Annotated in this window: 16 protein-coding genes; 12 read left to right on the forward strand and 4 right to left on the reverse strand. The window is 55.6% G+C overall.

The genetic code is table 11. The annotated features are described in order from the left end of the window. The first annotated feature begins 32 nt into the window (after window positions 1-32). The 5 genes from IXC47_RS06810 to IXC47_RS19470 all read left to right on the forward strand — a co-directional run bounded on the left by IXC47_RS06810 (window position 33) and on the right by IXC47_RS19470 (window position 6,759). Window positions 33-2,183 carry a TonB-dependent receptor family protein gene (locus IXC47_RS06810; protein WP_195875100.1) on the forward strand — a complete coding sequence of 717 codons (2,151 nt, stop codon included), beginning with the start codon at window positions 33-35 and terminating at the stop codon, window positions 2,181-2,183. 37 nt (window positions 2,184-2,220) lie between these two features. After that, window positions 2,221-3,978 carry an ABC transporter substrate-binding protein gene (locus tag IXC47_RS06815; protein WP_195875212.1) on the forward strand — a complete coding sequence of 586 codons (1,758 nt, stop codon included), beginning with the start codon at window positions 2,221-2,223 and terminating at the stop codon, window positions 3,976-3,978. After that, window positions 3,975-4,907, forward strand: coding sequence for an ABC transporter permease (locus tag IXC47_RS06820; RefSeq protein ID WP_195875101.1), 933 nt, complete (start codon window positions 3,975-3,977; stop codon window positions 4,905-4,907). Before IXC47_RS06815 ends, IXC47_RS06820 begins: the two co-directional genes overlap by 4 nt. A gap of 62 nt (window positions 4,908-4,969) precedes the next feature. Beyond that, window positions 4,970-6,259: an acyl-CoA dehydrogenase family protein gene (locus IXC47_RS06825; protein ID WP_195875102.1), complete on the forward strand. Its 1,290-nt coding sequence runs from the start codon at window positions 4,970-4,972 to the stop codon at window positions 6,257-6,259. Beyond that, window positions 6,256-6,759 (forward strand): GNAT family N-acetyltransferase, encoded by a 504-nt coding sequence (locus tag IXC47_RS19470; RefSeq protein WP_195875103.1) that lies wholly within the window; start codon window positions 6,256-6,258, stop codon window positions 6,757-6,759. The genes IXC47_RS06825 and IXC47_RS19470 overlap by 4 nt, the downstream gene beginning before the upstream one ends. Before the next feature lie 3 nt (window positions 6,760-6,762). Here the strand turns inward: IXC47_RS19470 and glpK are convergent, their stop codons facing one another. Continuing rightward, on the reverse strand, window positions 6,763-8,265 hold the full coding sequence (gene glpK, locus IXC47_RS06835) for a glycerol kinase GlpK (RefSeq protein WP_195875104.1): 1,503 nt from the start codon (window positions 8,263-8,265) through the stop codon (window positions 6,763-6,765). Between the two features lie 18 nt (window positions 8,266-8,283). Next, window positions 8,284-9,174 carry an SMP-30/gluconolactonase/LRE family protein gene (locus tag IXC47_RS06840; protein WP_195875105.1) on the reverse strand — a complete coding sequence of 297 codons (891 nt, stop codon included), beginning with the start codon at window positions 9,172-9,174 and terminating at the stop codon, window positions 8,284-8,286. A gap of 68 nt (window positions 9,175-9,242) precedes the next feature. On the opposite strand from IXC47_RS06840, the gene IXC47_RS06845 reads away from it, so the two are divergent. The 4 genes from IXC47_RS06845 to IXC47_RS06860 all read left to right on the forward strand — a co-directional run bounded on the left by IXC47_RS06845 (window position 9,243) and on the right by IXC47_RS06860 (window position 13,512). After that, a complete protein-coding gene (locus IXC47_RS06845) occupies window positions 9,243-10,157 on the forward strand; it encodes an NAD(P)-dependent oxidoreductase (protein WP_195875106.1) in 915 nt (304 codons plus the stop codon). Window positions 10,158-10,292: 135 nt separating this feature from the next. Continuing rightward, the gene (locus tag IXC47_RS06850) at window positions 10,293-12,056 is read left to right on the forward strand and encodes an ABC transporter ATP-binding protein/permease (RefSeq protein ID WP_195875107.1); all 1,764 of its coding nucleotides are present in this window, start codon (window positions 10,293-10,295) and stop codon (window positions 12,054-12,056) included. A 75-nt stretch (window positions 12,057-12,131) separates the two neighbouring features. Further along, window positions 12,132-12,908 (forward strand): DUF3047 domain-containing protein, encoded by a 777-nt coding sequence (locus tag IXC47_RS06855; protein WP_195875108.1) that lies wholly within the window; start codon window positions 12,132-12,134, stop codon window positions 12,906-12,908. A 142-nt stretch (window positions 12,909-13,050) separates the two neighbouring features. After that, window positions 13,051-13,512 carry a hypothetical protein gene (locus IXC47_RS06860; protein ID WP_195875109.1) on the forward strand — a complete coding sequence of 154 codons (462 nt, stop codon included), beginning with the start codon at window positions 13,051-13,053 and terminating at the stop codon, window positions 13,510-13,512. Window positions 13,513-13,558: 46 nt separating this feature from the next. Here IXC47_RS06860 and IXC47_RS06865 read toward each other — a convergent pair whose 3' ends face one another. Continuing rightward, window positions 13,559-14,749: a M20 aminoacylase family protein gene (locus tag IXC47_RS06865; RefSeq protein ID WP_195875110.1), complete on the reverse strand. Its 1,191-nt coding sequence runs from the start codon at window positions 14,747-14,749 to the stop codon at window positions 13,559-13,561. Window positions 14,750-14,949: 200 nt separating this feature from the next. On the opposite strand from IXC47_RS06865, the gene IXC47_RS06870 reads away from it, so the two are divergent. Together IXC47_RS06870 and IXC47_RS06875 are read left to right on the forward strand one after the other, a co-directional pair. Then, on the forward strand, window positions 14,950-16,065 hold the full coding sequence (locus tag IXC47_RS06870) for an aminopeptidase (RefSeq protein ID WP_195875111.1): 1,116 nt from the start codon (window positions 14,950-14,952) through the stop codon (window positions 16,063-16,065). A gap of 171 nt (window positions 16,066-16,236) precedes the next feature. After that, the gene (locus tag IXC47_RS06875) at window positions 16,237-17,919 is read left to right on the forward strand and encodes a long-chain-fatty-acid--CoA ligase (protein WP_175626908.1); all 1,683 of its coding nucleotides are present in this window, start codon (window positions 16,237-16,239) and stop codon (window positions 17,917-17,919) included. Window positions 17,920-18,017: 98 nt separating this feature from the next. On the opposite strand, the gene IXC47_RS06880 is transcribed toward IXC47_RS06875, so the two are convergent. Further along, entirely contained in the window at window positions 18,018-18,434 is a 417-nt protein-coding gene (locus tag IXC47_RS06880) for an acyl-CoA thioesterase (protein WP_175626909.1), read from the reverse strand. Between the two features lie 135 nt (window positions 18,435-18,569). Here IXC47_RS06880 and IXC47_RS06885 point away from each other — a divergent pair, with 135 nt between their 5' ends. Continuing rightward, window positions 18,570-20,462, forward strand: a complete 1,893-nt coding sequence (locus tag IXC47_RS06885) for an ABCB family ABC transporter ATP-binding protein/permease (RefSeq protein ID WP_195875112.1) — start codon at window positions 18,570-18,572, stop codon at window positions 20,460-20,462. The last annotated feature ends 224 nt before the right edge of the window (window positions 20,463-20,686 follow it).

Genomic DNA, 20,686 nt, shown 5'->3' on the forward strand with positions numbered 1-20,686 from the left:
GACCTTGGTCAGGCTTTACTTAAGGGGTTATTTTGAAACACGCACTTCCTCCATCCCGGATTACTTCGCGCCTGGTGGCTTCGGTCTTCCCACGCGGGCAACGTTCCAAACTATTGCATGCCACCGTCCTGTTCTGGCTCGCCAGCGGCCTGGTGTATGCGCAAGAAGCAACGACGCAGGTTGAAGATACCGTCGTCATCAAAGGCAAGGCGCTGTCCACCACAGAGAAAGCCAAAGTGAAGCTGGAGAATGTGACCGGCAACGTCAGCGTGGTGAAAAACGCAGATGTGGAAAAAGGCCGCTCCTCTACGCTGGAAGACGTGCTGGCTTTCGAGCCGGGCGTGTTCGCGCAAGCTACCGGCGGTAATGATGCGATCAAGATTTCGATACGCGGCTCCGGTATTGCGACTGCTGCCGGTGTGTTCCGCGAAGGTACTTCATTCCTGTTTGACGGCCTGGCGCTGACCGGCTCCGGTGGTACACCTTATGAATTGCTGGAAATGTCGGGCATCGATTACACCGAAGTGTTGCGCGGTGCGAATGCTTTCCAGTATGGCGCCTTGGCTTTGGGTGGTGCGCTGAATCTGGCGACGCATACCGGACGTACTTCGCCGGGCGTGTACGGACGATTTGAAGCAGGTAGTTTCGGCTGGCGCAAACAGCAGTTGAGCGTAGGCGGTGTAACGGAATCAGGAGATACCGATTACTACGTCAGCGTGACCAATTCCGAACGCCGTGGCTATCAGAAATGGACCAACGTGGAATCCAAGGGCATCGTCGGTAACTTCGGTTTCCGCCTGACGCCGCAATTGGAAACACGTCTCTACCTGCGTTACCGCGAGGAGTATCACCAAAATCCTGCACTGCTCACACTGGCCCAGCTAAAGGCAGATAGCAGCCAGACCACGGCAGCGACCGTGACTGGCCGCAATGACGGCACCAAGCCTGGTTCGACTTACGTCGGTAGCAAAACCACTTATACGATAGATGATGTATCAAAAATTGAATTCGGTCTCGCGTATCACGACTATCCGCAAATCCTGAATATCAATAGTGCGGCGACACCTAACTTCTGGACCTGGCGCGACATCAATGCTTCGTTGCGCTATCTGCGTAGTGAGCAATTGTTTGGTTTGCAAAGCGATACCACCGTCAGTTTCACCCGTACGCAAGCGATCAACTCCAGCGTAAAAACATACAACGGCACTACGCGCGCGCTGAAGAAGTACGCGACGTATGACGGCTCGTCCGATACGGTGCTGGCAGTCGGCAACGAGTTGCAACTGAATCCACGTACCTGGTTGTCCTCCGGTTTGTCGCTGGTGAATGTACGGCGTGATGTGCGTACGCTATACGGTGATATCCCGGTCAATAACGCAGCGACGACCTACAACCATCAGGACCTGGCGCCGCGCCTCGGCTTGCGCTATGAGCTGGCACCGAAAGTGGTGGCCTTTGCCAACGTCAGCCGCTCCATCGATCCGCCTGTGACCTGGGGCTTTACCGGTTCCGGCACCACTGCCACACAGATCGGAGTGAAGAATCTGACCGAGCAAAAAGCGAATACTGTTGAAATCGGTTTGCGCGGCAGCAATGACACCTTCAGCGGTAGCGTTGCGCTGTATCGCTCCGAAGTCCGCAATGAACTCCTGACCGCACAAATCCCGGGTGGCGGCCCGACCGATACCGAGAAGCGTAACGCTACGCCGACCGTACACCAGGGTCTGGAAGCAGGTCTGGATGCGCGTCTGTGGAAAGGCAAGGGCGGTGACAACGTCGTCTTGCGCCAGGCCTATACCTATAACGACTTCCACTACAAGAAAGATCCGGTCTACGGTGCCAACGAATTGCCTGGCCTGCCTAAGCATGTCTACACGGCGGAACTGCAATATCAGCATCCGAGCGGTTTCTACGTCGGTGTGAATGCACGTTACTCGGCGAAAACCTGGCTGGACTATGCCAACTCGCTGGCAGCACCGAGCTACACCATCTTTGGTGCCAAGGTCGGCTATGAACAGCCGGGTGGCAAGTGGAGCCTGTTCCTCGATCTGCGCAACCTGACCGACAAGGCGTATGCCTCGGCGATCAGTCCGCAGTACAACTTGCGCGGTCTGGATAACACCGGTGCCGTGTATGTCGGTGATGGCTTCGGTGCATTTGCCGGTGCGTCTTACCGTTTTTAATTGATCTTTACATGTAATAAATGAAGGGCTGGTGAATATGATACGGATAGACAAAGGCGTTGAACTACGATCTTTGCTGAACACGCTTTTACGTATCAGCTTGTTGGCAGGCGCTTGCATCCTGGGCGCCTGCTCTTCAGGTGATAGTGAGAAAACTGCAAGTCAGGGCGCAGGAGATGTGACCGGCAGTGCGATCCTGCGTGACGGGCAACTGAGTTATGCAGCGACTGACTATTACCAGCAGAGTGCAGGGAAACCGGGCGGCACCTTGCGTGCGACGGTGGCCCTCGACACCTCAACCTTCGACGTCCACGCCATCTCGCACGGCAACGTGCAGTGGCTGGGACGCATACTGTATGACGGGCTGGTGTATCAGGATGAACAAGGGAACATCTCACCATGGCTGGCCAAGTCATGGGACATTTCACCGGATGGAAAAACCTATACCTTCCATTTGCGCGATGACGTGACCTTCAGCGATGGCGTGCGTTTCAATGCGGAAGCGGTACTGGTGAATCTCGAACATATGCGGGATCCGAAAACCAAGTCACCGCTGGCAGCAGCGTATATCCGTCCGTATCAGCGTGGTCGCATCGTTGATGAATACACGTTTGAAGCCACACTGAGTGAGCCATACTCGCCTTTCCTCGATGTGCTGGCACAATCCTGGCTGGGCATGATTTCGCCGAAGCAGATTAAGGAAAACCCAAAGTCGATCGCAGAACATCCGATCGGCTCAGGCCCTTTCGTACTGGAAAGCTATGTCCGGGCGCAAGGTGCAAACTTCGTCAAGCGCGCGGACTACAACTGGGCGCCGCCGGTAGTCAGGCATCAGGGGCCGGCTTATCTGGATCGCATAGAGCTGAGCTTTGTGCCGGAAGCGATGATCCGTTACTCGTCGCTACAAAGCGGCCAATCCGATTTCACACTGGATGCACCTGCGCAAAATGCCAAGGCAATACGTGCCGATCCGAATCTGCGCTTTCATAGTCGGGTACGCAAAGGCAATCCTTTCCGCAGCCTGACACTGAATGTAGAAAAAGCACCATTCAACGATGTGCAGGTGCGCAAGGCATTGGCACTGGCCATAGACCGCGAAGGCGTAGCCTGGATCACCGGCTTCGGTGAATACGCGCCCAAGGGTGATTTCCTCGCGGCGAATTCGCGTTACTACGATCCGTCGTTCAAGGATGCCCTCGCTTACAACGTGGCCGAATCGAATCGCTTGTTCGATCAGGCTGGCTGGACAGCGCGGGATGACAAAGGTTATCGCGTCAAGGATGGTCAACGCCTGTCAGCTACTTTGCTGATCACCGAGAATCCGGCTTTCCCGAATAGCGTGGCAGTGGCGATCCAGTCCGATGCCCGCAAGGTCGGGTTTGAATTGAATATCGATGTGGTGCCGACCGCGGTAGCGACCGACAAGCGCTATGCCGGTGATTACCAGGCACTGGGTGGCGGCTACTGGCATACGAATACACCGGATGGTTTGTACATCCTGTATCACAGCAACTCGATCGCCAGCGAAAAGCTGATCGGACAAAACAGCTCGCGCCTGCGTGATCCTGAATTGGACGATGCGCTGGACCGTGCGCGCAGATCCAGCGATCCGGTTGAGCTGAAAGCACTGTACAGCCAGGCACAACGGCGCCTGACCGAGCTGGTGCCAGCGGTGCCGTCGTACGAAAGCATCCATATGATTGCCTATCGCAGCAATGTGAAAGGCGTGATTTTCGATACTTCGCATAACACGCCGCTCTTCATCGGCGTCTGGCTCGACAAGGAGGGATCATGATTTCTCTCAAGCGCATCCTGTGGCGTTTGCTGGCTGGCCTCGGCGTACTGTGGGGCGCAGCGACACTCACCTTTATTGCGATCAATATCACCGCGGGTGATACCGCGCTGGCGATCGTCGGCGGGCCGGATGCGATGCCGACTGCTGAAGTGCTGGCGCAAGTGCGACGTGAGTACGGACTCGATGATCCTTTGCTGACGCAGTACGGCAACTACATCGCCCGACTTGCCAAAGGTGATCTCGGTGAATCCTATCGTCTGCGCATACCGGTACTGAAGGCGGTGACCCAGCAACTGGGCGCGACTGTGCAACTGGCCTTGAGTGCCGGGGTCTTGTCCATCGTCTTGTCAGTACTGATCGCATTGCTGACGGCACGGCGTGCACCGTGGATACGGTCGCTGGTCTCCGGCGTGGAATTGACGGTTACGTCCGCACCATCGTTTGTGATCGGCATCCTCTTATTGCTGCTGTTTTCGTTTTACTTCCACTGGTTCCCGCCATCCGGTTCGCAAGGCTGGCGTGCGCTGGTATTGCCAACGATTGCTTTGGCATTGCCTGTAGTTGGCGTGTTGACGCAAGTCTTGCGGCAAGAACTGGAGGACGTGTTGGAGCAGCCTTTCATCCTGACTGCGCGGGCTCGTGGCATGTCGGATGCAGGTGTGCGCCTGCGCCATGCCTTGCGTCACGCACTGGTTCCGCTGGTGACCTTGTCCGGCTTTGTTTTTGCCAGCCTGCTCGGCGGCGCCGTCGTGGTTGAGTTGCTGTTCGCACGACAAGGCGTAGGGCGTCTGATGCTGGACGCTGCCAGCAGCAAGGACGTACCCATCGTGCTTGGTATCACCTTGTTGGCGGCTTTCATCTACGTGATCGTCAACATCGTGGTCGACATCCTGTACAGCCTGATCGATCCACGCGTACGCGCTACATAAATAAATTGATTTGATTGCCGTGTGCGAGCACCGGCCCACCATTTTTAAAAGAAGCAAACATCATGACTAATACCGCTACCGCCACTATCCATCATCTGGAAACCAAAGCTGCTGCCAGTCCGACTTACGAAGAGCTCGCTGCTCGCTTCCGTCCTATCTTTGCACGTATCGCGGAAGATGCAGTACGCCGCGAACAGGAGCGTGAGCTGCCGTATGAGGCAGTGCGCTGGTTGCGTGACGCAGGCTTTGGACGCGTTCGCATTCCGCTCAAATACGGCGGCTTCGGCGCGACGATCTCGCAATTCTTTCGTTTGCTGGTGGAGCTGGCAGAAGCGGATTCCAATGTGTCGCATTTATTGCGTGGACACTTCGCCTTCCTCGAAAGCCGCATCAACCACACCGACGAATCGGTACGTGAATTCTGGTTCCCGAAAATCGTTGAAGGTGCACTCATCGGTTACGCAATGGCGGAGCTGACCGAAGTAACTGGCACCAGTGCCACCATCAAGCAGGAAGATGGCAAGTGGTTCCTGAACGGTAAGAAGTATTACAGCACCGGCACCATCTATGCGGACTGGATAGTTGCATCGGTGGTGGATGGCGAAGAACGCGTAAGCGTGTCGCTGCCAGCGACAGCGCCAGGTGTGACACGCATCGATGACTGGGATGGTTTCGGTCAGCGCATGACGGGTAGCGGCACGACTATTTTTGAACAGGTCGAAATTCTGCCTGAACATATCAATCGCCGTTTAACCGGCAAGGATAGCTATGCGCAGTCTTATCAAAAGGCTTTCCTGCAATTAATTTTGCTGGCATCGATCGCCGGTGTAGGTCGTGCGGTCAAGCGTGATGCCATCGCTTTCGTACAACGCAAGACACGTGCATTCGGTGTGCTGGGTGCGTCCAGCCCGCGTGAAGATCCTTTGGTGCAACGGGTGGTGGGTCGTCTCGCGAGCTTGTCGTTTGCGGCCGATACGATAGTTGAAGGGATCGCACGTACGCTGGATGAAGTGCATCTGGCGCGGCTGGCGGATACTGCCGATGAAGCATTGTATGTCGATACCGAGATCAAGGCCTTCCAGGCGCAGCAAGTTGTCATCGACCTGGTGCTGCAAGCCAGTACTTTGCTGTTTGAAGTTGGTGGTGCATCGGCTACTAGTGAAACACGTCGTCTCGACCGTCACTGGCGTAATGCGCGTACCGCGGCTTCGCATAATCCGGCGATCTTCCGCGAACGTGCGATCGGTGACTACTACCTGAATGGTACGGTGCCGGATGCGGCCTGGATAGCAGCGGAAAAGGAACAGCAAGAGGCGCGGGAGAAAGCGGAAGCCGCCAAGGTGGAGCAGTGATACGCAAGGCGACGGTAGCAGACGCGGAAGCGATAGCGACCATCCATGTACGCACATGGCAAACCGCGTATGCCGAAATTTTCCCCGCCGAGTTTCTCGCCAATCTATCGGTGGAGCGACGGGTCGCTGCATGGCGCGAACAGCTGGCCAATAATCCCGGCCTTACCTTCTTCGCCGAAGAAAGTGGATTGGTAACCGGCTGGGTCTCGGGTGGACTGAGCATAGATGCCGATGCTGTCGGTGCATCCGAGGTACAGGCGATCTATGTCTTGCCCGAGTATTGGGATAAGGGTGTGGGCGGGGAGCTGATGCAGGCGATAGAGCAGGCCTTGCCACCGTCACCCAGCACGATCTTGTGGGTGCTGCGCGATAACCAGCGCGCGCTGCGTTTTTATGAAAAGCTCGGCTATAAAGCGGATGGTGCGGAAGAAGAACTGGAACGCGGTGGCGTCAAACGCTGGAAGATACGTTTGCGTAAAAAGCTGGCGCTTGCGGCTTAAGAACTAGTCTTTACTTTCCCATGCCTGCGCACGTTCGACTGCTCTATGCCAGGTGTGCAGCCTGTGTTCACGTTCGTCAGCGGACATGCCGGGTTCGAAGCGCTTATCCATTTTCCATTGTGCAGTGATTTCTTGCTGTGAACTCCAGTATCCGACTGCCAGCCCGGCGAGGTAGGCCGCACCCAGTGCGGTAGTCTCCGTCACGACAGGGCGCACGACCGGCACATTCAAAATGTCGGCTTGGAATTGCATCAGCAAATCATTACGCGATGCACCGCCATCGACACGCAATTCCTGTAGCGCCAGTTGCGCATCTTTTTGCATCGCATCCAGCAAGTCCACGTTTTGGTAGGCGATGCTTTCCAGCGCCGCGCGCGCGATGTGTGCCTTGTTGCTGCCGCGTGTCATGCCGAGTATGGTGCCGCGTGCATAGGAATCCCAGTAGGGTGCACCAAGTCCGCTGAAGGCCGGAACGAATACCACGCCGCCGTTATCCGGCACGCTGGTCGCTAACGCTTCGACATCAGCCGAGCGATGGATGATGCCGAGTTCATCACGCAACCACTGCACGATGGCGCCACCCATGAAGACACTGCCTTCCAGCATATAGCTGGTGTGGCGTGCGCCTTCTGCTTCCAGTGCCCAGCCTATGGTGGTGAGCAAATTGTTTTGTGAACGTATCGCTTGCGCACCGGTATTGAGCAACATGAAGCAACCGGTACCGTAAGTGTTCTTCGCCATGCCGGGTTGGTGGCAGGCCTGGCCGAAGGTTGCCGCGTGCTGATCTCCGGCGATACCAGCGATGGCAATCGGTGCGCCGAATAACTCAGCATGGGTATGGCCGACCACACCGCTGCTGGTGACAACTTCCGGCAGCAGGGACGGAGGGATGCCGAGGATGGTCAGCAACTCTTCATCCCATGCTTGCGTGTGGATGTTGAACATTAACGTGCGCGAAGCATTGCTGCTATCGGTCAGATGCGCGCCGGATAATTTGTAGATCAGCCAGCTGTCTATCGTGCCGAAAGCCAGTTCACCGCGTTCTGCTTTTGCGCGTGCACCGGGGATGTTATCCAGCAGCCATTTCACTTTGGTGCCAGAGAAGTAAGAGTCCAGTATCAGCCCGGTCTTGTGCTGGAACAGCTCCGTTTTGCCATCGGCGCGTAGCTGGTCGCAATACGCTGCGGTACGCCGGTCCTGCCAGACGATGGCATTTGCAATCGGTATGCCGGTTTTACGATCCCAGATGACGGTAGTCTCACGCTGATTGGTAATGCCGAGCGCGGCAATGTCGGCTGCCTTGAGGTCGTGCTCTTTTAATACCTGCTGTGCCACTGCCAGCTGGCTGTTCCAGATCGCCGTCGCATCATGTTCCACCCAGCCCGGCTCCGGGAAAATCTGCGGATATTCCTGCTGCGCCAGGCCGTGTATATGACCTTCGTGATTGAACAGGATGGCACGCGAACTGGTAGTGCCTTGATCGATAGCGAGTATGAATTTGCTCATCGTAAGCGTTATGCAGGTTTAGGCGAGATAGACATGTTCGGGCAGGCCGGCGACGTCGACGCGCACGCTGAGCAGGCTGCCGGATAAAGGATATTGCTCCAGCTCTGCCGCCGGGCGGTTCTTGCTGACGGTGGTGATGTAGAGCGTGCGCAAGTCGTCACCGCCGAATGCCATCATGGTCGGGCAGCGTACCGGCAGCGTGATTTCGGACAGGATATTGCCTTGCGGTGACAGGCGCAGCAGGCGTCCGCCTTCATACATGGCGCACCAGTAGTTACCCTCACTATCCACCGCCGCACCGTCAGGACGACCGCCATAGTTATTCAGTTTGTCGGTAGAGAACTGGTGCAGCACGCGACTGCCACCCAGTGCCGCTGTGCGCACATCGTAGTCATAGGCAAAGATGCGGTGGGTGGTGGTATCGGCGTGATACAGGGTTTTGTTATCCGGGCTGAAGGCGACGCCGTTGGAGACGGTGGCACGCTTGCCGCTGTCGCTGATCTCGTCACGCTCTATGCAATACAGTGCGGCATGTGCATGATCGCGCGGTTCATATATCGAGCCTACCCACAGGCGACCGGCGGCATCACAACGGCCATCGTTGAAGCGGGTGGTGCTTGGGTCATACGGCGCATCGGCAACTGGCGTCAGTTCACCGCTACGGGTGTTGAGCGCGGCCAGGCCGGAACGCAAGGCGACCAGCAAGCCACCTGCGGCTCGAATCGCGATACAGCCCGGTTCGGACGGCATGTCCCACTGCTGGTGCGCGCCGCTCGCCGGAATATAGCGATGCACGGCGCGACCATCGATGTCTATCCAGTACAGGGCAGCCTCTGCTGCGTGCCATAAAGGGCATTCACCCAATTGCATACGGATGGGCAGGACGGGCTGGATATTGTGGGTCGACATGGCAGTTGCTTTTTAGGTGGTGTATGCGCCATTATGCAGTGAAAATCTTGTGCATAAAGGAGTTTGAATTGAAGCAATCTGCATCGAAACCGGTCATCGCTTTCCTCGGCATAGGCCTGATGGGCAAACCGATGGCGACCCGCCTGCTGCAGGCAGGTTACCAACTGACCGCATGGAACCGTACCCGCAGCAAGGCCGATGAGCTGGCGCCGCTGGGTGCCAAGGTGGCGGAACAGGTGGCGGATGCAGTGATGGGTGCGGACATCGTCATCACCATGCTGGAAGCCGGACCTATCGTGGCGCAAGTGGTGGATGCGGCCATCCCGGGCCTGAAGCGTGGTGCACTGGTGGTGGATATGAGCTCGACCCGTCAGTCCGAAGCGCAGGAAGTGCATGCCAAACTGGCAGCGCAAGGCGTGCGCTTTATCGATGCGCCGGTCTCGGGTGGTGTGGTCGGTGCCGAAGCCGGTACCCTCGCCATCATGGCAGGTGGTAGCGCAGACGACTTCGCCGACGCGCAAACGGTGCTGACCGTGATGGGTCGTCCTACCCTGGTCGGGCCTGCCGGTTGTGGTCAGATCGCCAAGCTGTGCAATCAGCTGATTGTTGGCGGTACGCTGAATATCGTGGCGGAAGCCTTGTTGCTGGCGCAAGCTGGTGGTGCGGACCCGACCGCGGTACGCGCAGCGATCCGTGGCGGTTTCGCCGAAAGCCGCATCCTCGAGGTGCATGGTCAGCGCATGCTGGATCGTAACTTCATGCCGGGTGGCCAGGTGAAGAGTCAGTTCAAGGATCTGGAAAACGTGTTGATCGCAGCGAACAATGCCGGACTGCGTTTGCCGGTGACGGAACTGGTGACACAGAATTATCAGCAGGTATTGAAGGAAGCACCGCAAGCGGATCAGTCTGCCGTGTTGCTGGCGCTGGAACAGGAAAATCCGGGCTTGCGCCTGGGGCAGCAGGCAGACCAGTTGCCGGGCTAAACCAGAAGCGGCATTCCTGTACAAGTATTTTTGAACATATGTGCTCAGGCCCGGTCTATGGATAACCGGGCCGACATATCCAAGTTGATGTTGTCAGTCCCATCGCTTTTAGCAATGCATTAATACTGCTCACTCATGCCTAAACAACGTATAGACTGGCGCGCCGTCTGGCAACTCATCAAGCCATACTGGGTCTCGGAAGAAAAATGGAAGGCGCGCGGCTTACTGTTCGTCATCGTGGCGCTGGCATTGGCGGCGGTCTACCTCGAAGTCTTGTTCAATACCTGGAACCGCGAGTTCTATAACGCGCTGGAAACCAAGAATTACAAAGTCTTTACCGAGCAGTTGTGGCGCTTCAGCTATCTCGCCTTTACCTTCATCGCAGTCGCTATTTATCGTATTTACCTGACGCAGTCATTGCAGATGCGCTGGCGCATGTGGTTGACGCGACAGTATATGGATCGCTGGTTACAGCATCAGGCCTATTACCGGATCGAGCAGACCGGTACCGCTGATAACCCGGATCAGCGTATCGCCGAAGATTTGAATTTGTTGACGTCTGCAACACTGTCGCTGACCCTGGGTTTGCTCTCCAGTGTGGTGACGCTGATTTCTTTCATCGGCATCCTGTGGTCGGTCAGTGGGCCGATTTCTTTCATGCTCGCATCACAGGAAATCACGATACCTGGTTACATGGTGTGGTTTGCGATTGCGTATGCCGGTGTTGGTTCGCTGGTAGTGGGCTGGGTCGGCTGGCCGCTGGTTTCGAAAAACTATTTCCGTCAGCGCTTTGAAGCGGATTTCCGTTTCGGCCTGATACGGGTGCGTGAAAATGCCGAGGCTGTCGCCTTGTATCGTGGCGAGACCGAAGAGGCTGCGCAACTGGGCGGGCGCTTCCAGCGCATACGTGACAACTGGTGGGGCATCATGCGCACCACCAAAAGCCTGAACCTGGTCTCTACTTTCTACTCGCAGTTCGCGAATATCTTCCCTTTCCTGATGGCGGCACCGCGTTATTTTTCCGGTGCGATTACGCTGGGTGGCCTGATGCAAATCAGCTCCGCTTTCGGTCAGGTGCAGGGGGCGCTGTCATGGTTTATCTCGGCTTTCAGCGATCTTGCCGAATGGAAGGCCAGCGTCAATCGTCTGGCTGGCTTCCATGCCGCCGTGGATGCAGCGCATGAAGAACGCGAAGGCGTGCTGGTCACCGCGAATAATGTGGGCGCTATCCTGATAGATCGCTTGATACTGAATGTGCCGAGTGGCCCGGCGCTGACGAAAGAACAGACCGCCGATATCCAGGCCGGGCAGCGCATCCTGGTGGCAGGCCCTTCCGGTTGCGGCAAGTCGACGCTGATACGCGCGATCGCCGGTGTCTGGCCATATGGTGCAGGCAGCATAGAAGTGCCGCAGCAGTGGAAGCTGTTGTTCCTGCCGCAGAAGAGTTATTTGCCGATAGGGACGCTGCGTGCCGCGGTTGCTTATCCTGCGAGTGAAAATACCTATACCGATCTGGCAATCAAGCACTATTTCGACTTGTGCAAATTGTCACACATGAAGAAATTCCTTGATCACAGTGACAACTGGAGTCAGCGCCTGTCGCCGGGTGAGCAACAACGTCTCGCCTTTGTACGCGCCTTGCTGACACGGCCGGATGCCTTGTTCCTGGATGAAGCCAGCAGTGCGCTGGATACGGAAACAGAAGAACTTGTTTATCAATTGATATTGCAAGAATTGCCAGACGCCGTAATAGTCAGCGTCGCGCATCGCGAAAGTGTCGCGAAATATCATAAAATGCGCTGGCAGTTTGTCGCGGATGGCACAGCGACGGTTGATGCTGACGATGATAGTGAGCGCAGCATTTATACGATACAACACATGAAGCCCGGCAAAGCTTAAGCGGTCGGGATTTCCCAGAGCAGGCGACAAGTATTTGCCATGCATCGCAAGGTGCATGGTCATGACCATATGCATATGAAATTACTTTCCACACTTATTTTGCTGTCCCTGCTCACTGCATGTGCACAACTGCCGAAGAGCGGCGATACCGCTGCCTATACTCCAGAGGGGAAGATACTGCCATTCTCGGTGAATGCAGGAAGCGGCTTGCCTGAGCGCTGGGAGCCGATGATTATCAATCGCACCAAGAAGCTCACCGAATACAATCTGGTCGAGGATGAGGGCCAGACCGTATTGCATGCACGCGCAGTCGCAGCCGCATCCGGCCTGATGCAGAAAGTGGATATTGATCCCTTGCTGGAATCGCATTTGAGCTGGCGCTGGCGCATCAGCGGCCTGGTAGAAAAGGCAAATAATTTTGATCGTGGCCTGGAAGATTCACCGGCGCGCATCATCCTCGGTTTCGATGGCGATAAGGACAGCTTGCCCTTCGCTGACCAGATCATGTTTGAAACCGCGCGCTTGGTCACCGGACGTGACGTGCCGTATGCCACCCTGATGTATATCTGGGGACGCAAGGCGCCGGTCGATACCATCATTACCAATACCCGCAGCAATCGCGTGAAGATGGTGGTCGCGGAAACCGGTGCCTCCGGCGTTGGTGAATGGCATAGCTTCACGCGCAACATTGTTGCCGATTATGAAAAAGCATTTGGTGAGAAGCCAGGCAAGCTGATTGCTATCGGTGTTCTGACCGATACCGACAACACCGGCGAGACTGTTGAAGCGTGGTATGGCGACATCAAACTTTCGGCCGATGAAAAACATGACGAGAATTTTGCGTTAAAATAGGCGCGGGTCTGACAGGAGGCCCGCTCTCGCAAAAGCCGATGCACCTGTAGTTTGTCATTTTCCAGTTCGGATAAATCACAAGTTAGCACTAGCGTTTAAACCTTGATGTCGTAGCGAGAAACGACAATATGAAAGGAACGTTATGTGGTCTACATCTCTTGCTGTCGGCGTGACTGATACCGATGGCTACAACAACAATCTCAGTAACAGTGATTTCCTGCGCAGGTATGCGCGTCGCTTGTTGCGTCAGGCGCGAGCGGACGAGCCGCTTAAAACCCTGCCGGTACTGCGCCGCATTATTGCGACGCAAGTCATGCCCGAATTGCGCGTGACCGATCTGTATGCGGTGCGCGCATCCATCCAGCTGAAACACGTGTTGCACATGCTGGCACGGGAACTGGAGTTCCCGGCATGGGAAGTCTGCAAGCACAGCATAGACAGCATGTCTGCGGCAGTGCTGGATCGTTATCGGCTGGAGCTGGGTATGTTTGGCGACTACGAGAAGAACTGGTTTCCCGATATGCCAACTGCGCGTGCCTGGCAACAGCAGCACGGTGGTTATCTGGTGAGCTATGGCCAGCAGGTCGTGGCCTTGCTGTCTTAGCTTATGCCGGTCGCGCAGTGTGATGCTGCGCGACCGGTGTGCTGCCTTAGTTCTTGAGGAAGCTTTCTGCCAGGCGTACCCAGTAGGTCGCGCCTATCGGCAGTAAATCATCATTGAAGTCATAGCTGGGGTTGTGCAGATTGCATGGCCCCAGTCCGTGTCCGGCTGAGCGGTGATCACCTTCGCCGTTACCGATGAATACGTAGCAGCCGGGTTTGCCCTGTAACATGAACGCAAAGTCTTCGGCGCCCATGGTTGGTTCTACCTGCGCATCCACATGCTCGGCACCGACTATGCCTTGCAACACCTCCACCGCAAATGCAGTTTCCTTCGCATGATTAATCAACGGCGGATAATTGCGCTTGAAGTTGAAGCTGACCTTGGCATCGAATGCTGCTGCCGTATGCTCAGCGATGGCGCGCATGCGGTTCTCTATCAAATCCAGTACTTTCAGATCAAAGGTGCGCACCGTACCAACCAGCGTCGCATCATCCGGAATCACGTTGGTGGTGCTGCCGGCATGGATTTGCGTGATCGACAATGCTGCCGCATCGATAGGACTCTTGTTGCGCGTGATGATGGTTTGCCAGCTTTGTGCGATCTGCACCGCCACCATGATGGGATCTATGCCTTTGTGCGGCTGCGCGGCATGCGCGCCTTTGCCGCTGACCACGACTTCGAATTCATTGCTGGACGCCATCATCGGGCCAGGTGTCACACCGAAGTGACCGACCGGAATGCCGGGCCAGTTATGCATGCCGAATACGGCTTCCATCGGGAATTTTTCGAACAGGCCTTCATCCATCATGCGCTTGGCACCGCCACCGCCTTCTTCTGCCGGCTGGAAGATCAGGTAAATCGTGCCGTCGAAATTCTTGTTCTGCGACAAATAATGCGCGGCACCCAGCAGCATAGCGGTATGACCGTCGTGACCGCAGGCGTGCATCTTGCCCTTGTTTTTTGATGCGTGCGCGAAAGTGTTGAGTTCCAGTATCGGCAGTGCATCCATATCGGCACGCAAACCGATTGCGCGCTGGCTGTTGCCGTTTTTCAGGATGCCGACCACGCCGGTGACGCCGAGGCCACGGACGACGGGTATGCCCCATTCGGTCAGCTTTTTGGCGACCAGTTCGGCGGTATCGTGTTCTTCAAAGCAAAGCTCGGGATGAGCATGGATTTCACGACGTATCGCTTGGATTTCGTTGTGAAACTGAATGATGGGGTCGATCAACTTCATGGCGTCTCCACTTTCCTGCGCGCTAGTGCTGCAGTGGTTTTGTCTTGCAACAAGGATGGATATTCTTGCAGCAAGAGTGCCCTATCTTACGCCAACTAGGCTGCCTGCGTAATGGGGCAGCAGGCGTAATAGAATAGATGCAGCAAAAAAATCCGGCGCAGCTGGCTGCATATGCGATTTTGTAAGAACGAATAGGAAAAATGAATATATCCCGCACATCGCTTGCTGCTCCCTGGTCACGCTGGCGCGCGGGCCTGCTGCTGGGTGCCTTGCTGCTACTGGGCGGATGTGCGCAGCTGAGCTACTACGCGCAGGCGACACACGGCCAATCATCTTTGATGGCAGCGGCGCAGCCGATAGATGATTTATTGCTGGATCCTGAGCTGGCACCGAAGCTGCGGCAACGTCTGATGCTGGCGAATCAAATCCGCCAGTTCGCAGTCGATGAGCTGGCCTTGCCGGATAACGGGACCTATCAAAAGTATGCCGACCTGAAGCGGCCTTATGCTTTGTGGAATGTGGTGGCGACGCCTGAGTTATCGATGCAGCCTTTGCAATGGTGTTTTCCTATTGCTGGTTGCGTCAGCTATCGCGGTTACTACAGCGAGGCCGATGCGCAGGCCTTTGCCTCTGAATTACGTGCTTCCGGTCATGACGTGCAGGTGATGGGTGTGCCTGCCTATTCAACGCTGGGTTGGTACAAGGACCCGGTGCTGTCTAGCTTTATCAACTATCCGGATGCCGAGGTAGCGCGCCTGATGATCCATGAACTGGCACACCAGGTGGTGTATGTGCAGGGCGATACGCAATTCAATGAATCGTTTGCGACGGCGGTAGAGGAGGCGGGGGTGGATCGCTGGCTTGCACGTCATGGTGATGAAAAGGCGCGGCAGGCCTATCTGACGACACAGGTGCGCAAGCAGCAATTCCTCGCGCTCCTGATTCAATACCGGAAAAAGCTGGTCGAGAACTACGCGTCGGATCGCACTGATGTAGCCAAGCGCAAGGCCAAGCAGGAGATATTTGCTGCGTTGCAGGACGATTATCAACAATTGAAAGCAAGCTGGAACGGTTATGCCGCCTATGATCGCTGGTTTGCGCAAGGCCTGACGAATGCCCATCTGGTATCGGTCGCGACCTATAACGGCCAGGTACCGGCGTTCCGTGCCTTGCTCCGGGAGCAGCAGAATTTCACCGGCTTTTACCGTGCCGTCATTGCCCTGGCGCAGCAGGACAAGATGCAGCGTGACCAGCGGCTGGCCAGCCTGGCCGCGGCTTTGCCGCAGGTATCGCATACAGAGGCAGGCGGACGCTGAGGCAGGCGTCATCAAAGTGCTTGCACATCCTCGCTCTGCCCGATAGCATCAGGCTATCTGGGCAGCATAGTGAGCAGTGGCCTTAAATGGGTCCATGTGCAATAGCTAAAGCAGCATGCAAGCAAAATCAGCGGGCAATCACTCTAACCACAAAAAAGAATAGAGGTGGAGATGGACAAGTTTTGGCTCAAGTCATATCCAGCAGGCATACCGGCAGAAATCGATCCTGCACGTTACGGTTCCTTGGTTGAATTACTGGATGAATCCTTCCAGAAATATGCAGATCGCAACGCGTGCGTATGCATGGATAAAGCCCTTACCTATCGTGAGGTGGATCATCTTTCCGCCGAAGTCGGCGCGTGGTTGCAAAGCCTGGGTTTGCAAAAAGGTGCGCGTATCGCACTGATGATGCCCAACGTTTTGCAATATCCGATCGCCATCGCCGCCGTCCTGCGTGCCGGTTACGTGATCGTCAATGTGAACCCGCTGTACAAGCCGCGTGAACTCGAGCACCAACTGACCGATTCCGGCGCGGAAGCCATCATCATCCTGGAAAACTTTGCTGCCACACTGGAGAAGGTGATCGCCAGCACACAGGTCAAGCATGTGATCGTCGCGACCATGGGCGATTTGTTTGGCGGGCTGAAAGGTGGCATCGTCAATTTCGTAGTGCGCCATGTGAAGAAAATGGTGCCTGCTTATTCCCTGCCACAAGCGGTGCAGTTCAAGGATGTATTGCGCCAGGCTGCAGGCATGACCTTGCAACGCCCGACGCTGACACATCAGGATCTCGCTTTCCTGCAGTACACAGGTGGTACGACCGGCACTGCCAAAGGCGCGATGCTGACCCATCGCAATATCATCGCCAATGTATTGCAGAACGAAGCGTGGATTTCGCCAGTGCTCAATACACTGCCTAAAGATAAACAGCTGATCTTTGTCTGCGCCTTGCCGCTGTATCACATCTTCGCGCTGACCACTTGCGGCATGCTGGGTACCCATCTGGGTGTGATGAATCTGCTGATCCCGAATCCGCGCGACATCCCTGGCTTCATCAAGGAATTGATGAAGTACAAGGTGCACTTTCTGCCTGCGGTGAATACCTTGTACAACGGCTTGCTGAACAATCCGGATTTCGCCAAGGTCGATTTCTCGGAACTGAAGCTATGTAACGGCGGCGGCATGGCGGTGCAGCAGGTGGTCAACGATAAATGGAAAAAATTGACTGGCTGCGCGATTTGCGAAGGCTATGGTTTGTCGGAAACTTCACCAACGGCTACGGCGAATCCACCGACCACCAATGAATTCACAGGGACTATCGGCTTGCCGGTCTCGTCGACTGAACTGAAGATCATAGACAGTAACGAAAACGAAGTGCCGCATGGCAGTGCAGGCGAGATTGCGATCCGCGGGCCGCAAGTGATGGCGGGTTACTGGAACAACCCGAATGAGACTGCGCAGGCTATGACGGCGGATGGCTTCTTTAAGACGGGCGATATCGGCATCATGGATGAGCGCGGTTTTACCAAAATCGTCGATCGCAAGAAAGACATGATCCTGGTCTCCGGCTTCAATGTGTATCCGAGCGAGATCGAAGGCGTGGTCGCAGCACATCCAGGCGTGCTGGAGTGTGCCTGCATAGGTGTACCGGATGAGCACACCGGCGAGGCTGTCAAACTCTTCGTCGTGCGGCGTGATCCGGCACTGACCGAGGCTGAGCTGATGGCGTATTGCAAGGAGCAGTTCACCGGTTACAAGAAACCGAAGTCCATCGAGTTCCGCACCGAATTGCCGAAGTCTAATGTCGGCAAAATCCTGCGCCGTGAATTGCGCGACGAGATAAAAACGAGCTGACTAAAAAACATGCGCCATAACCCCAGTGACGGGAATGGCGCATGATGTTTTGTAACTACTGCACTACTTGTTTATGGTCGTGCCAGCTTGTATTAATTTTATTTATGCGGCGGGATCGCTGGTGGCAAATGGCGTGGTTTGCGATCAGCATTGGTTGCGACATAAGTCAGCGTCGCTTCCGTTACTTTCACGATTTCCACTTCCAGACGATTGCGTTCTGCATAACATTCGACATTCACGGTAATCGAGGTATTGCCGACCTTGACGATCTCGGCATAGATAGATAGCAGGTCGCCGACGAATACCGGATGTTTGAATAAGAATGAGTTCACCGCAATGGTGACGACGCGGCCATTGGCGCGGCGTGTGGCACAGACTGCTCCTGCCAGATCGACCTGCGACATGATCCAGCCGCCGAAAACGTCGCCGTGCATATTGGCGTCGTTCGGCATGGGGACTACCCGCATCTGTGGAATTTTGCCTGCGGGCAGGTCTGTGTGGTGTTCGCTTGCCATGTTGTCTCCTGAGGATGATTTCTGTCGATAAAGTTCCGTAGTGACGTTCTGTGTTTATTTTTCGTTCTGTGTCTATTTTTATTAACGGCTACAATCCGGAACCCGAAGCATAAACTATCTGAGCAAACCTTACCTATGCGCCGCCATTCCGTCCCATCCGAGCCTGTTTCATCTGTCAGCAATCGCAGTGACTGGAGCACGCTCAAGACCCTGATTCCGTATTTGTGGACCTACAAATGGCGGGTCGGACTGGCACTCGCATTCCTGATCGGTGCGAAGATGGCCAACGTCGGTGTACCGCTGGTATTGAAGCGCCTGATCGATAGCCTGACGATAGCGCCCGGCAGTACGCAGGCGATGCTGGTATTGCCGGTCGGGATATTGCTCGCTTATGGTGCGTTACGCCTGTCGACGACTTTATTTACCGAGCTGCGTGAATATACATTTGCCAAGGTCACGCAGCGCGCAGTGCGTACCATCGCGCTGAAAGTATTCCGCCATCTGCATGCACTGTCACTGCGCTTCCACCTGAATCGCCAGACCGGCGGCATGACGCGTGATATCGAGCGTGGTACCAAAGGCATCTCTTCGCTCATCTCATACACGCTGTTCAGCATCTTGCCGACGCTGATCGAAATCCTGCTGGTACTCGGCTACCTGGTGCTGCATTACGATATCTGGTTCACCGTTATAACCGGCGTGGCACTGGTCAGCTATATCGCCTTCACAGTCATCGTTACCGAATGGCGTACCCACTTCCGGCGCACCATGAATGACCTGGATTCCAAGGCGAATACCAAGGCCATCGATTCATTGATCAATTACGAGACGGTTAAGTATTTCGGTAACGAAGATTACGAAGCACAACGCTACGATGAAGGCTTGAAGCGCTACGAAACTGCGGCAGTCAAATCGCAGACTTCGCTATCGCTGCTGAATACAGGACAATCCAGCATCATCGCCATTGCAGTGACGCTCATCCTGTGGCGTGCGACCCAAGGTGTGATCGCAGGCACCATGACGCTGGGTGATCTGGTGCTGGTGAATGCCTTCATGATCCAGCTGTATATACCGCTGAATTTCCTCGGTGTGATTTATCGCGAGATCAAGCAAAGCCTGGCCGATATGGAGCGCCTGTTTTCGCTGCTGGATCAGAATAAGGAAATCGCGGATAAGCCGGATACCCAGGCACTGGTGACGCAGGGCGCGGAAGTATGTTTCTCGCATGTCGATTTCAGCTATGAAGAGAAGCGCCAGATCCTGTTCGACGTCGACTTCACCATCGCCGCGGGCACTACTACAGCGGTGGTCGGGCATAGCGGTTCCGGCAAGTCGACGCTATCGCGTTTGCTGTTCCGCTTCTATGATGTGAACCAGGGAGCGATCCTGATAGACGGGCAGGACGTGCGTGATGTGACGCAGGCCTCATTGCGCCAGGCAATAGGCATAGTGCCGCAGGATACGGTGCTGTTTAACGACACGATTGCCTACAATATTGCCTATGGCAAACCGGGTGCGAGCCATGACGATATCGTGGCTGCTGCGCGTTCCGCTTACATCCATGAATTCATTGAATCCTTGCCGGACGGTTACAACACCATGGTCGGCGAACGTGGCTTGAAATTATCCGGCGGTGAAAAGCAGCGTGTGGCGATCGCCCGTACCTTGCTCAAGCATCCGGCTATCCTGATTTTTGATGAAGCGACCTCCGCGCTGGATTCCAAGTCCGAACAGGCGATCCAGGCGCAGCTCAAGGAAATCGCACAAAACCGTACCACCCTGATCATCGCGCATCGCCTGTCAACGATTGCTGACGCCGCGCAGATATTGGTGCTGGATCGCGGTCGCATTATCGAGCGCGGTACGCATATGCAATTGCTGGCGGCGGATGGCGCGTATGCGCAAATGTGGATGCGCCAGCAAGCCCGGCCGGACGACGCACTGGCATCGTCGCCAGACGGCATTGACGGCGAGGCGGGCGAGGGTGACGATAAGGCAGCCGCCAAATTGCCGTTCGACCTGTATTGAGATTCTGCCGCCTGGATGGAACTCCATAGGAGCGGCGCGCTCTATAAGAAAGATTCAGTTCAGATCATTACTCATGCGGGCGATAAGAGATTAGAATAAATTGCCTGCATAATCCTGTAACTTGCTTGTAGCCTGCCTGCATTAGCCTTGTATGCATCGCAGGTTTCGCTGTCCTGTTTCTGATGCTTGTCGCCATGACGTATGGCACTGCTTGGTAAATATAG

Origin of the sequence: Herminiimonas contaminans, from assembly GCF_015645465.1 — a bacterium.
Taxonomy (GTDB): Bacteria; Pseudomonadota; Gammaproteobacteria; order Burkholderiales; family Burkholderiaceae_D; genus Oxalicibacterium; species Oxalicibacterium contaminans.